This window comes from Catellatospora sp. NPDC049111, from assembly GCF_040648615.1.
In the GTDB taxonomy this organism is placed as follows: Bacteria; Actinomycetota; Actinomycetes; order Mycobacteriales; family Micromonosporaceae; genus Catellatospora; species Catellatospora aurea.
This window is the reverse complement of the sequence record NZ_JBEZEB010000039.1, coordinates 1-12,612: the sequence shown is the minus strand read 5'-3', so window position 1 is coordinate 12,612 and position 12,612 is coordinate 1. Positions and strand designations below refer to the sequence as shown.

The following is a 12,612-nucleotide window of genomic DNA, read 5'->3' as shown; positions in this document are numbered from 1 at the left end:
TCGTGCCAGGCGACGCCCAGGTGCCTCAGTGCGCCTGGGCGTCGTCGCGTAGACCGCCTGCCACAAGGGAGATCCGCATGACCACGACCTCGGCGGCAGCCGCGCGCGACGTCGACCATCGCGACCCGCTGGTGCGGTTGCGGGCCCTGTTCGACGAGGGCACGGTGCGTACGCTGACCGCCGCGAACGGCTCCGGCGTGCTCGGCGCCCGGGGAGACATCGACGGCATGCCCGCGGTCGCCTTCGCCACCGACGCCACCCGGATGGGCGGAGCGCTGGGCGCCGAGGGCTGCGAGCACATCGTGGACGTCATCGACACCGCGGTCCGCGAGCGCATCCCCGTCGTCGGGCTGTGGCACTCCGGCGGGGCCCGGCTGGCCGAGGGTGTCGTCGCGCTGGACGGCGTCGGGCAGGTCTTCGCGGCGATGGTGCGGGCCTCGGGCCGCGTGCCGCAGATCTCGGTGGTGCTCGGCCCGGCGGCCGGCGGCGCGGCGTACGGGCCGGCGCTGACCGACATCGTGATCATGAGCAATGCCGGCCGGATCTTCGTGACCGGCCCGGAGGTCGTCCGCTCCGTCACCGGCGAGCAGGTCGACATGGAGAGCCTGGGCGGCCCCGACGCGCACGGTCGCCGCTCCGGCGTCGTCCACCTCACCTGCAAGGACGACGCGTCCGCCGTCGCCGAGGCACGGCGGCTGGCCCGGCTGCTCGGCCGGCCGGGCCGTCTGTCCCCCGCCGACGTCGCCGACGACCGCGACCTCGGCGCGTGGCTGCCCGAGCAGGCCAACCGGGCGTACGACGTCCGGCCCCTGGTCAAGGCCCTGCTCGACGAGCCCGGTGTGGAACTGCACGCCAAGTGGGCCCCGAACGTGGTGACCGCCCTCGGCCGTTTCGCCGGCCGCACCGTCGGCGTCGTCGCGAACAACCCGCTGCGCCTGGGCGGCTGCCTCGACTCCGCCGGGGCGGAGAAGGCGGCCCGCTTCGTGCGCATGTGCGACGCGCTCGGCGTGCCGCTGATCGTCGTCGTGGACGTGCCCGGCTACCTGCCCGGCCTCGGCCAGGAATGGGACGGTGTGGTGCGCCGCGGCGCGAAGCTGCTGCACGCCTTCGCGGAGGCCGTCGTGCCCCGGGTGACCCTGGTGACCCGCAAGGCGTACGGCGGCGCGTACATCGCGATGAACTCGCGCTCGCTCGGCGCGAGCGCGGTGTTCGCGTGGCCGAACGCCGAGGTCGCCGTCATGGGCGCGGGCGCGGCCGTGAACATCCTGCACCGCCGCAGGCTCGCCGCCGCCCCGCCCGACGAGCGCGAGGCGCTGCGGGTACGCCTGGTCGAGGAGCAGACCCAGGCCGCGGGCGGCGTCAACCGCGCCCTGGAGATCGGCGTCGTCGACGACGTCATCAAGCCCGCCGAGTCCCGCAAGCGCATCGCCGAGGCCCTCGCCGCCGCCCCCGCCGCCCGCGGCGCCCACGGCAACATTCCGCTCTGACGCTGCCCGCCTGTCGGCGCGGTCTCGACTGCCACCAGCAGCAGCTCACCGCCGGTTTGGCGTTAGGAAGGGCACCTTCTACAACGCGGAGCGTTGTGAAGGTGCCCTTCCTTTCCCTCAGACGGTGGGGAGGCGGTCGGCTAGGACGGTGGCGAGGAGGGCGGCGAAGGTGGCGGTCAGGTGGCTGTTGTCCTTGTAGACGAGGACGTTGCCGATGACCACGGGGCATCTGGCCGCCGTGCACATCCACGGGAGCGGGTCGATGACGGTGACGCCGTCCAGGGTCGCGGCCTCGGCGACCAGGGCGCGGCGGCGGCCGTCGCCGATCGCGGCCTGGGTGGGGCGGTGGCAGGCCTCCAGCTTGGTCAGGTGGCTCGACACGCACTCGGGGGCGTCGCCTGCGGGCCAGGCCGTGTCGCTGATCAGGACCTGCTTCATGCCTGGCTGGGCGAGCCTCCCGAACGTCTTGCGCCACGCGGACGCCCAGCCGGTCGCCTGGTCGGGGCCGACGTCGAGGGCGTCGCCGTTGCCGTTGGACGACATCACCACCATCGCCGGGTTCAGCGAGCGGATGTACTCCACGGCGGCGTCGCGCCAGCGCACGCACTCCTCGTACGGCCGCTTGAGGTTGCTCATGTAGATCAGGGTGCTGGCGGCGGAGCAGGCCGACTTGGTGACCACGGCCAGCCGCCAGCCGCGCTGCTTGGCGACGGCGTCCAGGGGCGGAAACCAGTGCCCGGCGTGCGAGTCGCCGAACAGCACGATCGTGGTCTTGCTGTCCGGGTCGCCGTACATGCAGGGTTTGCGCACCTCGGACTCGCTGAACGCCGGATCGCAGCCGTCGAGGTAGAGCTTGGGCACGTCGACCTTGGCCTTGTCCACGGCCGGGGTGAGGTTGGCGGGCACCGTGCTCGACGCCGCGCCCGCGGCCACCAGGTTGATCAGCTCACGTTCCGCGCCGGTGGCGTTGGCCAGCGCGGACGCGACGTCGAGGGCCTGCCCGGAGCCGGAGGTGGGCGGCGGCACGTACACCGGGGCGGCGACCGCGACCGCGGCCAGCGAGGTGGACAGGGCCAGGCCGAGCGCGATGCCGTGCCAGGGGCGGCGGCGCAGCCGGGGCGCGGAGCGCACCGGGTCCTCGACCTTGACCAGGGTCGTGGCGGCCAGCAGGTACGACAGTCCGGCCAGCACCACGAGCCGGCCGGTGGTCAGCTCCCCGAACACGTACGGCCCGACGACCAGCACCGGCCAGTGCCACAGGTACCAGCCGTAGGACAGCCGCCCGGTCAGCTGCACCGGGGCCAGCCCGAGCACCCGGGAGTCGGGACGCGCGCAGCCCGCCCCGAGCACGAGCGCGGTCGCCAGCACGGGCAGCGCGGCGGCGTACCCGGGGAAGGCGGTGTGCTCGGTGAAGGTGAACGCTGCCAGCAGGATGCCGGCCAGGCCGACCCAGCGCAGCGCCACGGCCGGCCGCCCCGGAAGCCGCTCCCAGTGCACCGCCGTCGCGGCGATCAAGCCGCCGATGGCCAGCTCCCAGGCCCGCGTCTGCATGCCGAAGTACGCCCACGGCGCGGAGACGCCCGTCTGCCACACCGACAGGCCGAACGAGACCGCCACGATCGCCGAGAACAGGGCGAGCACGGTGCGGTGGCGGCGGCGCGGGCGGCGGCGGGTCAGCAGCACCGCCCCGATGAGCAGCAGCGGCCATACGAAGTAGAACTGCTCCTCGACGGCGAGGCTCCAGAAGTGCTGCAGCGGTGACGGTGTCTGCGCCGAGCCCAGGTAGTCGGTGCCCTGCACCGCGAGCCGGTAGTTCATGCCGTAGAAGGTGGTCGCCAGCGCGTCGCCAGCGATGGCCGCGAAGCGCACCGGCGGCAGCCACAGCCAGGCGACGCCCACGGTGACCGCGGTGACGAAGGTCGCCGCGGGCAGCAACCGGATCGCCCGCCGGGCGTAGAACGAGCCGATCGAGATGGTGCCCGTCTTATCGACCTCGCGCAGCAGGTGGCCGGTGATGAGAAAGCCCGAGATGACGAAGAAGACGTCCACGCCGACGTAGCCACCGCTGAGCACACCCACGCCCGCGTGGAACAGCACCACCACGGTGACCGCGAGCGCCCGCAGGCCCTCCACGTCGGGCCGGAAGCCGGCTTGGGGCTGCCTGCGGGCGGCCCGGGGCGGCGGGGCGGCGGGCGGGGCGGGCACGGGGGTGCGCGAGACGCTCATGCGGATTCCTGTTCGCGGTGCCAGCGCGGCGGCTGGGGTCGGCGGGCTCACGAGTGCATCGGGCCGCGGGCCGCACCGGAAACGCCTGCCGCCGCATCCCGCCGAAGATCCGCTCGAACCGGGTAGGCCGACAGGACAGCGGGTTCCGGCCGTGCGGCGGTCCACCGCCGGACGTTTTCCGCAGGGTATGAAAACCGAGGTCAGCGCAACTTTGACACTCCGCCGACCGGGCCATGGCGCGGCGGCACCTCACGCGCTCATTCACCGTTTCGCGGACTAATCCGCGCGGCTGGTCCTGCCGACACGGCGTTGCCGGTGGCTGAGCAGGCCCGTTGGGGCCGTTAGTTTCGGTCCACTCCCGATCGTCTCCATCCGATCTGGAACGACATTCGCTGCGCGCCATCCCCCGGCGCGATCACAGGGGAGCCCTCGATGGCCTTCGGCTCAAGCCAGCACATCCTGCCCGTGACGGGAGTGAGCATGCTGCTCGCGCCCGGCGTGGTCCTCAAAGTCATCTCGGCGGCGCTGACCGCCGTGCTCGTCGGCATCGTGCTGCTGCGTTTGTCCGGTCGGCAGGAGCGGTTCGCGGGCCGCATCCCGCGTCCGCGCGGCCGGCACCGGGCCCGCCCGGACGGCGGGTGGCGCACCGATGCGCGCTGACAACCGCTGGGCGCGGCTGGTCGCGGCGCTGGTCTGCGTCGCCGTCATCGTGGCGTACGTCGAGTTCGTCGGGACGGACTCCGCCGAGCGCGTGCTGTCGCTGGTGGTGCTGCTGTACTCGCTGGGCATCCTGCTGGCGGGGCTGCTGCGCCGGCACCGGGACCTGCCGTTGCCCTCCGGCCGGATCATCGCGGTGGTGCCGGCGTACAACGAGGACCCGGAGATGCTGCACGACACCGTACGCAGCCTGCTCAACGGCACGGTGGTGCCGGACGTCATCCATGTCGTCGACGACGGCTCGGCCTCCGAGCTGCCGCCGTTCCAGCACGCCCGGGTGATCTGGCACAAGCGGGAGAACGGCGGCAAGCACCACGCGCAGGCCACCGCGCTGGTCGCCGAACTGGCGGACTTCGACTTCGTGGTGACCGTGGACAGCGACTCCGTGGTCGACCGGCACGCCGTGGAGCGCTGCCTGCGCCGCTTCGCCGACCCGAAGATCCAGGGCGTGACCGGCGTGGTGTACGCCATGAACCGGGCCGAGAACCTGATCACCAAGGTCACCGACCTGCACTACCTGCACAGCTGCCTGGTGATCCGGGACGGGCTGTCGGCCACCGGCGACATCTTCACCGCCTCCGGCGCGCTGGCGGTGTGGCGCTCGGCGGTGGTCATGGACAACCTCACCGAGTACCTGCGCCGCGGCGTCGCCGACGACCGGCACCTCACCCACTTCGCGCAGCGGCGCGGCACCACCGCGGCGGTCGCCGACGCGATCGTGCACACCGCCGTGCCCGACAACGCGCCCGACCTGTTCCGGCAGCGCATCCGCTGGGCGCGGGACTACTACCGGGTCACCGCGCTGGACATCCGCTACCTCACCGGCTGGTCGTTCTGGCTGCGCACGTTCGACTTCGCGCTGATGTGCCTGGCCCCGATCTTCATTCTGGGCGCGCTGATGGTGTTCCCGTTCGCGCAGTGGCGGGTCCCGTGGGTCGGCGTCGGCCTGTGGGTGGCCTTCCTGTACGCGCAGACCACCGTGTACCTGTTCGACCGGCGCGGCGTGCCGCTCACCGAACGGCTGAGCACGTGGTTGCTGCTCACCCCGGCGCTGTACGTCTTCCAGCTCGTCGTGGTCGGGCCGGCCGTGCTCGCCGGGCTGGCAAACCTGCGCCACAAGTCCTGGCAGACCCGCAACGAGGCCAAGGAGGCGGCCAAGCCGAAGGCCGCCGAACCGGCTCCGCAGCCGCGCCAGGGCCGGTCGTTCTTCCTCGACCTGCTGCGCGCGCTGGCGATGGCCCGGGTCATCGCGTTCCACGCCACCGGCTTCGTCTGGCTGGGCTTCGCGCTGCCCTCGATGGGCGTCATGTTCGCGCTGGCCGGGTCGCTGATGGCGCGGTCCATGATGAAGGCCAAGGACCGGCCCGAGATCGCGGTGTGGAGCCGGTTCCGTCGGGTCATGCCCGCGGTGTGGGCGGCGGGGCTGATTCTCGTACCGCTGATGTGGGTGATGGGCTGGGACGGCACGGACGCGCGACCGTTCAACGAGACCGCGGTGCTGGCCTGGGTCTTCCCGCTGTCGGACCCGCCGGGCAACGACTGGGCCGTGCCGATCACGGGTGTGCTCTGGTACATCCGCACCTACCTGTGGCTGACGCTGCTGGCCCCGCTGCTGTGGGCCTGCTACCGCCGCCGCCCGCTGCTGACCGCGCTGGCCCCGCTGGCGCTGCTGGCCGTGTCGCCGCTCATCGGGTTCAGCTCGTGGCTGGCCGACGTCACCCAGATGCTCGGCATCTACGCGCCGTGCTGGGTGCTCGGCTACTGGCACGCCACCGGGCGGCTCCAGCGGGCCAACCGCAAGCTGGTCCTGGCACTGTCGGCTGTCATGGTCGGCGGGGCGCTCGGCTGGCTGCACTTCTTCCCGCCGGCGGGCGGGCTGCTCCAGGCCAGCCCGGTCGGTCAGGTGCTGTGGTGTGCCGCGTTCGTGGTGCCGCTGCTGCACTGGGACCCGGAGCTGACCTGGCTGTCGGCCCGCCGGAGGTTCCGCCGGGTGGTCGAGTGGATCAGCAGCCGCTCGCTGACCATGTTCCTGTGGCACCAGCTCGCGGTGCTGACCACCATCTTCATCCTGGGCAAGGCCCGCATCTGGGCGTTGGACAACGAGCCCCTGCTCATCGCGATCAAGCTCGCCCTGTCGTGCGTCTTCGTCGCGGGCGCGTGCTGGCTGCTCGGCTGGGTCGAGGACCTGCCCCGCCGCCGTCGCCGCACCCACGCCCGCGTCGGCCGCCACCATCCCGAGGTCGTCGCCGTCATCGCCCCGCCGCCCGAACCCGACCAGACCATGGTCATGTCCACCATCACCGCCCGCACCATCCGCGCCACCGCCCCCGTCCCCTGACCCCGGCGGGGGGCGAAGGAAGGGCACCTTCTTAACGCTCCGCGTTGCAGAAGGTGCCCTTCTTAACGGTCATGCCGCGGTGGCCTGCGCCTTTCCGGCCGGCTTGCGCTGACTGCCCGCACGGCCGCCGCGCGGGACACCGCGCCCGGCCGCCCCTGGCGACGAGCCGATGCGAGCGCCGCCCGCGGTCGTCCCGGAAACCGACGCCACGGTACTAGGCTGGGCGAGTGGCACATCAGCACACGGATCCGGCCTGCGCAGCGGCCCACGGTCACCTCCCCGCGCCGCCCGGCGAACGCACCCTGATCGCGGTGTTCGCCTCCCCGGTCGCCACGCACCTGCTGCACTTCGGGCACGACCTGGGCTATCGCACCGTGCTGGTGGAGCCCGATCTGCACCGGGTCGAGGACGTGCCCCGACCCGAGCACCTGCGGCTGGCCAGCACCGTCGACCCGTCGTTCGCCGACGGCGACGCCGATGTGGTGGTCACCGACCACGACCGGGCGGAACTCGGCGCGGTTCTGGACGCGGCGCTGCAGACCCGGGCCCGGTGGATCGGCGTGATGGGCAGCCCGCGCCACACCGCCCCGCATGTGGCGGCGCTGCGTGAACGCGGGATGGACGAGAACGCGGTCGCGCGGGTGCACCGGCCGATCGGGTTGAACATCGGGTCGCGTACGCCCGCCGAGATCGCCGTGGCGACGCTGGCCGGCCTCATCGCCGACCGCAACGGCCGCCCCGGCGGCTTCGCCTTCTGACTCGCCCTGGTGGCTCAGCCGGGCTGGACGGCGTGCGCGCGTGGACATGTCTGTCTGCGCTTACATCTTTTTTGATGTGCTCACATCAAAAAAGATGTAAGCCGGAACGCGACGTCGTGTTCTCGGCCCGCGGGCCCGCAGGCGGCAGCCACCGTGCCGCCGGAGTTCCGGTGGGCCGGCTCAGCCCTTGGCACCTTCCTCTCGCCTATTCCCTGCTCACACGGGGCGCCGCGTTAACAAGGGCACCTTCTTATACGCGGAGCGATAAGAAGGTGCCCTTGCTTCTGAAAAATCTTGGCGGGGACTGTCCGGAGCGCGGTCGGCCGTTCGTCACCAGGGTGGACTCGAACAAGAGGAGCAAAGAGATGAAGTATCTGATGTTCGTCTGCACCGACACCGAGCCGGACACCGATCCCACGCCGGAGCCCGACGTCGACGTCTGGGTCAACCAGCACGACGCCAGCGGGCAGCGCCTGATGGGCATGGGGCTCGCGCCGAAGTCGACGGCGACGACCGTGCGGGTGCGCAACGGGCAGACCCTGGTCTCCGACGGACCGTTCGCCGAGACCAAGGAACTGATCGTCGGCTTCGACCTGCTGGAGTGCGCCGACCTGGACGAGGCGATCGAGGTCGCGAAGGCCCACCCGATGGCCCGCGGGGGCCGCATCGAGATCCGGCCGCAGGCCGACTGGGACCGGTCTTGACCGACGCACGGGCCGCGGCGGCGCAGGCCGCCGCGGCCGCGGCCACCGAGGCGTACCAGCGCATCGTGGCGGCCCTGATCCGCATCACCGGCGACTGGACACTGGCCGAGGACTGCGCCCAGGAGGCGCTGGCGCTCGCGCTCGACCGCTGGCCGGCCGACGGAGTGCCGGACAACCCCGGCGGCTGGCTGATGACGGTGGCCCGCAACCGTGCCCTCGACGTGCTGCGGCGCGGCACCGTCGAACGCCGCAAGCTGCGTGAACTGGCCGTGCTGGCGCTGACCGCGGCCACCGGCGAACCGGAGCGGGAGGAGATCGTGGACGACCGGCTGCGACTGATCTTCACCTGCTGCCATCCCGCGCTGCCGCTCGAAGGCCGAGTGGCGCTGACCCTGCGCACCATCTGCGCCGTGCCGACCCCCGACATCGCGCGGGCGTTCCTGGTCAGCGAATCCACCATGACCCGGCGGCTGACCAGGGCCAAAACCAAGATCTCAGAAGCCCGCATCCCGTATCGCGTGCCGACCGGCCCCGCCCTGCAAGAGCGGCTGCCCGGTGTGCTGGCCGTGCTCTACCTGCTGTTCACCCACGGCTACAACCCCGATGGCGAGCCCGCCTTCGCCGACGAGGCGATCCGGCTGGCCCGTCTGCTCGCCCGGCTCATGCCGGCCCAGGCCGAGGCCCACGCCCTGCTCGCGCTGTTCCTGCTGCAGCACTCGCGGCGGCACGCGCGCCGCGACGCGGCCGGTGACCTGGTCCCGCTCGACCGGCAGGACCGGTCCCGCTGGGACCGCGCCGCGATCGACGAAGCCGTCGGCATCCTGTCCGGCCTCGACGAACCCGGGCACGGCGAACCCGGGCACGGCGAACCCGGACCCTACGCGCTGCAGGCCCGGATCGCGGCCTGCCACGCCACGGCGGCGTCGGTCCCGGACACCGACTGGCGGCGCATCGCCGACTGCTACGACCGGCTCGCCGAGCTGCAGCCCGGCCCCGTGGTCGAACTGAACAGGGCGGTCGCGCACGGCTACGCCCACGGGCCGGCGGCCGGGCTGGACCTGCTGGCCCGAGCCCGAACGGGCGGGGCACTCGACGGATACCCGCTGGCGATCGCCGCGGAGGCCGACTTCACCGCGCGGGCCGGCGACCGGGCACGCGCCGCGGACCTGTTCCGCACCGCCGCCGCGCACGCCCACAGCGAGGTCGAGCGGCGCGCCCTGCTCGACCGCGCCGACGAGCTCCGCGAGGAATCCGATGGGCCCGGGTGCTGACCTGACCCGGGCGCAGCCCTGCGAACGGCGAGACGCCCGCTGCGGCCACGGGGGCACGCGGCGGGCGTCTCGGCAGATCAGGCGCAGGTGGTCCGGGGCAGGCCGGCCACCTCGATCGGCGAGCGGCCGGTCGGCTTCGCCTTGCCGGTGAGCACCGCGGCCAGCCCGTCCATGGACAGATCGCTGGACGAGTACGTCGCCACCAGCACCTTCGAGGTCGACTTGGTGAGCAGCGTCGGCACGTCCATGTGCACGGTGACCGCCGCGCCCGCGGCCAGGTCGTCGGCGGTGTCGCCGTACCCGACGAGGTGCACGACGCTGCCACCGGACTCGACCACGGTGGCCCCGGACTTCTTGAGCGCCTCGATCAGGCGGTTGCGGGCCTTGTCCCGGCCCGGGGAGGCGGTCACCCGCACCGGGCCGGTCACCAGCGGCTTGCCGCAGGTGCCGCGCAGCACCGTGACCGCGGCCGCGGCGAGCGGGGCCACGTCCTGCTGGTGGGTGCCCACGGTGGACAGGGCCGGCGCCGCGGCCTGGCCGAAGCCGAGCTTGAGGTGCAGGATCCGGCCGACGGCCTCGACGAGCCGGGCCCGGGGCAGGGTGCCCGCCTTCACCGCGTCGACGATGCCCTGGTGCGCCTGGCCGACGTGCGGCGGCATGAGGATAAGGTCGTTGCCGGCCAGCAGCGCCTTCACGGCGGCCTCGCCCGGCGGCACCTTCATCGCCGGAGCCATGTTCATGCCGTCGGTCACCACGACGCCCTGGAAGCCCAGCTCCTTGCGGAGCAGGTCGGTCAGCACCTTCTTGGAGAACGTCGCCGCCACGCCCGGGTCGACCGCCTGCACGTCCAGGTGGCCCGACATGATGATCGGCGCCCCGGCCTTGATGCCCGCCTTGAAGGTGGCCAGGTCGTCGGTGTCCAGCAGCTGCCGGGACTGCTTCACGACGGGCAGTTCGGTGTGGCTGTCCGCGCTGGTGTGGCCGTGCCCGGGGAAGTGCTTGAGCGTCGCGGCCACGCCGCCCGCCCGCATGCCCTTGACCGCGGCGACGACCTGATCACCGGCCGCGCGCGGGTCCGATCCGTACGACCGGGAGCCGATCACGGAGCTGCCCGCCGGTCCGAGCACGTCGGCGACCGGGGCGAAGTTCACGTTCACGCCCACCGCGGCCAGTTCCAGGCCCGCCGCGCGCCAGGCCACCTCGGTCAGGCCCGGGTCGGCGGCCGCCCCGAACGTCATCGCGCTGGGCAGCACCGTCATCCCGGCGGTGAGCCGGGTGACCACGCCGAACTCCTGGTCCATGCCGATCAGCAGCGGCACGTCGGCGGGCAGCCGGGCAGCGGCCGCCTGCAGGCCTCCGGTCAGCGCCCGCACCTGCTCCGGCGACTGCACGTTGTTGACCGGCTGGTTGGCGGCGGTCGGGTCGTTGCCACCGAACCCGATCAGGATCATGCCGCCGAGCCGGTACTTCTCGACCATCTGCGCGGGGCTGTCCACACCCGCGAGGGCCTTGTTGCCCGCCGCGGTGCCCGCGGAGACGTCGGTGGCCGAGCGCCCGTAGGCGAACGGCATCAGCACCTGGCCGGCGAGGTCCGCGTCGGACATCTTCTTGATGATCCCCGCGACCTTGGCGGAGACGTCGGCCGGGTCCTGCATCGGCAGAGTTCCCCCGTTGTCGGGCGCCGTGCCGCACGCGCTTGCCACGACCGCCACGGTGCACAGGCCGGACACGACGGCACCGAGCCGGCGGAACCACTTCTGCGTTGACGAGGTCACGCGGGTATCCCACCAGCAGTACGGGACGGGGTCAACCGTTACACGCGACCACATCCTCCTTACGGCCGAGCCCGCCACCCACGCCTGGACTAACCCGCCCTGGTCAGCAGCGTCACCGGCGCCCCCTCGGCGGCGTAGCGATACGGCTCGAGTTCGGCGTCCCAGGGGGTGCCCATCGCCATGTCGAGGGCATGCGCCAGCGCCTCCGGGCTGCGGCTGCCCGTGATGAGGGCACGCAGCCGGTCCTCGCCGAGCTGGATGTCGCCGGCCGCGCCCATCGCGGCCCGGAACAGGCCCCGGCCGGGCACGTGCATGAACCGCTCGCCGTCGACCCCGGCGCTCGGCTCCTCGGTGATCTCGAACCTCAGCATCGGCCACTGGCGCAGCTCAGCCGCGATCTCCGCGGCGGTGCCGGGGCGGCCGGACCAGCCGCACTCGGCGCGGCGCGCGCTGGGTTCGAGCGGCTGCACGGTCCAGTGCAGGTTGACCGCGCCGCTTTTCAGGGCGCGCGAAATCGCCCACTCGACGTGAGGACACACGGCAAGCGGGCTCGAGTGGACGTGTACGACGCCACGCGTGGGCACGGTGACCTCCCGAGACGGACAGGCGCGTCTTCCCCTACGGCCTGGCGACTCCGGCGATCTCACCCATGATGACGGCTGGGGCGGATGTGGCGCCAGAGAATCGCCAAACTCGCCGGATGAATTGTCCGACCGGCCCGCGGCGACGTGTCCGTCACACCGGAAGGCGACGCCGGTCAGGGTCTGCTCGGGGGTCGTGTAGAGTTCTTAAGTCAACCAGACTTTCAAGGAGTACGTCGTGGCGAGCAACACCTCCAAGACCGCGCGCGCGTCTGTCCGGGCCGGTGAGGCCAAGGGTGGCGCGCTGAGCGTGCTCGGTGAGTTCAAGTACATCATTCCGCTGAACAACGGCAAGCACGCCTACGTGCGGAACCTCACCAACGGCAAGACCGTGCACCTGAGCACCTCTTCGGACGCCTTCGTCGAGGAGATCCGCGTGCTCGCGGGCGCCGGCCACGCCACCAAGATCCGCGCTGAGCTGGTCGCTCTCAACAGCTCCCACCCGGGCCACGGCTGGGACGCCACCGAGAAGCGCCTGGCCGAGGCCGGCATCTTCGAGGGCTGAGCCCCCTCTGTCTCACCTTGAGGCCCCGTCCGCCCCGCGGCCGGGGCCTCAACCATGCCCGCCGCGCCGCCGCGCCACGCCCGACCCGCGCGGCGACTTTTAAAGACTTGCGGCCTCAGGGAGTGGGGGGGGGCGCGAGGGGTTTTAATTGGGGGGCGGGGGGGGGGGCGGCGCCCGCGGCGGCGCGCCC

Annotated in this window: 10 protein-coding genes; 7 read left to right on the top strand and 3 right to left on the bottom strand. The window is 72.5% G+C overall.

Going from position 1 to position 12,612, the window contains the following annotated elements; translation table 11 throughout:
- The first annotated feature begins 77 nt into the window (after positions 1 to 77).
- Entirely contained in the window at positions 78 to 1,487 is a 1,410-nt protein-coding gene (locus tag AB0B66_RS34230; protein WP_360537847.1) for a carboxyl transferase domain-containing protein, read from the top strand.
- Between the two features lie 117 nt (positions 1,488 to 1,604).
- On the opposite strand, the gene AB0B66_RS34225 is transcribed toward AB0B66_RS34230, so the two are convergent.
- On the bottom strand, positions 1,605 to 3,713 hold the full coding sequence (locus tag AB0B66_RS34225) for an acyltransferase family protein (RefSeq protein ID WP_360537845.1): 2,109 nt from the start codon (positions 3,711 to 3,713) through the stop codon (positions 1,605 to 1,607).
- Between the two features lie 432 nt (positions 3,714 to 4,145).
- On the opposite strand from AB0B66_RS34225, the gene AB0B66_RS34220 reads away from it, so the two are divergent.
- The 5 genes from AB0B66_RS34220 to AB0B66_RS34200 all read left to right on the top strand — a co-directional run bounded on the left by AB0B66_RS34220 (position 4,146) and on the right by AB0B66_RS34200 (position 9,501).
- Positions 4,146 to 4,373 (top strand): hypothetical protein, encoded by a 228-nt coding sequence (locus tag AB0B66_RS34220; RefSeq protein WP_360537843.1) that lies wholly within the window; start codon positions 4,146 to 4,148, stop codon positions 4,371 to 4,373.
- Complete coding sequence (locus tag AB0B66_RS34215) at positions 4,363 to 6,768, top strand: acyltransferase family protein (protein ID WP_360537841.1); 2,406 nt, start codon at positions 4,363 to 4,365, stop codon at positions 6,766 to 6,768. The genes AB0B66_RS34220 and AB0B66_RS34215 overlap by 11 nt, the downstream gene beginning before the upstream one ends.
- 227 nt (positions 6,769 to 6,995) lie before the next feature.
- Positions 6,996 to 7,526: an XdhC family protein gene (locus tag AB0B66_RS34210; protein ID WP_360537839.1), complete on the top strand. Its 531-nt coding sequence runs from the start codon at positions 6,996 to 6,998 to the stop codon at positions 7,524 to 7,526.
- 365 nt (positions 7,527 to 7,891) lie between these two features.
- Complete coding sequence (locus tag AB0B66_RS34205) at positions 7,892 to 8,230, top strand: YciI family protein (protein WP_360537837.1); 339 nt, start codon at positions 7,892 to 7,894, stop codon at positions 8,228 to 8,230.
- Positions 8,227 to 9,501 carry a sigma-70 family RNA polymerase sigma factor gene (locus tag AB0B66_RS34200; protein ID WP_360537835.1) on the top strand — a complete coding sequence of 425 codons (1,275 nt, stop codon included), beginning with the start codon at positions 8,227 to 8,229 and terminating at the stop codon, positions 9,499 to 9,501. The genes AB0B66_RS34205 and AB0B66_RS34200 overlap by 4 nt, the downstream gene beginning before the upstream one ends.
- Before the next feature lie 77 nt (positions 9,502 to 9,578).
- Here AB0B66_RS34200 and AB0B66_RS34195 read toward each other — a convergent pair whose 3' ends face one another.
- Together AB0B66_RS34195 and AB0B66_RS34190 are read right to left on the bottom strand one after the other, a co-directional pair.
- The gene (locus AB0B66_RS34195) at positions 9,579 to 11,276 is read right to left on the bottom strand and encodes a glycoside hydrolase family 3 protein (RefSeq protein ID WP_360537833.1); all 1,698 of its coding nucleotides are present in this window, start codon (positions 11,274 to 11,276) and stop codon (positions 9,579 to 9,581) included.
- An 89-nt stretch (positions 11,277 to 11,365) separates the two neighbouring features.
- Positions 11,366 to 11,860: a DUF3145 domain-containing protein gene (locus AB0B66_RS34190; protein WP_166388977.1), complete on the bottom strand. Its 495-nt coding sequence runs from the start codon at positions 11,858 to 11,860 to the stop codon at positions 11,366 to 11,368.
- Between the two features lie 235 nt (positions 11,861 to 12,095).
- Here AB0B66_RS34190 and AB0B66_RS34185 point away from each other — a divergent pair, with 235 nt between their 5' ends.
- The gene (locus AB0B66_RS34185) at positions 12,096 to 12,422 is read left to right on the top strand and encodes a hypothetical protein (RefSeq protein ID WP_360537831.1); all 327 of its coding nucleotides are present in this window, start codon (positions 12,096 to 12,098) and stop codon (positions 12,420 to 12,422) included.
- Positions 12,423 to 12,612 lie beyond the last annotated feature (190 nt).

What these genes read in the sequence shown, in the direction of transcription:
- AB0B66_RS34215 (WP_360537841.1), top strand. Translation starts at nt 4,363, where the DNA reads ATGCGCGCTGACAACCGCTGGGCGCGGCTGGTCGCGGCGCTGGTCTGC.
- AB0B66_RS34230 (WP_360537847.1), top strand. Translation starts at nt 78, where the DNA reads ATGACCACGACCTCGGCGGCAGCCGCGCGCGACGTCGACCATCGCGAC.
- AB0B66_RS34225 (WP_360537845.1), bottom strand. Translation starts at nt 3,713, where the DNA reads ATGAGCGTCTCGCGCACCCCCGTGCCCGCCCCGCCCGCCGCCCCGCCG.
- AB0B66_RS34220 (WP_360537843.1), top strand. Translation starts at nt 4,146, where the DNA reads ATGGCCTTCGGCTCAAGCCAGCACATCCTGCCCGTGACGGGAGTGAGC.
- AB0B66_RS34205 (WP_360537837.1), top strand. Translation starts at nt 7,892, where the DNA reads ATGAAGTATCTGATGTTCGTCTGCACCGACACCGAGCCGGACACCGAT.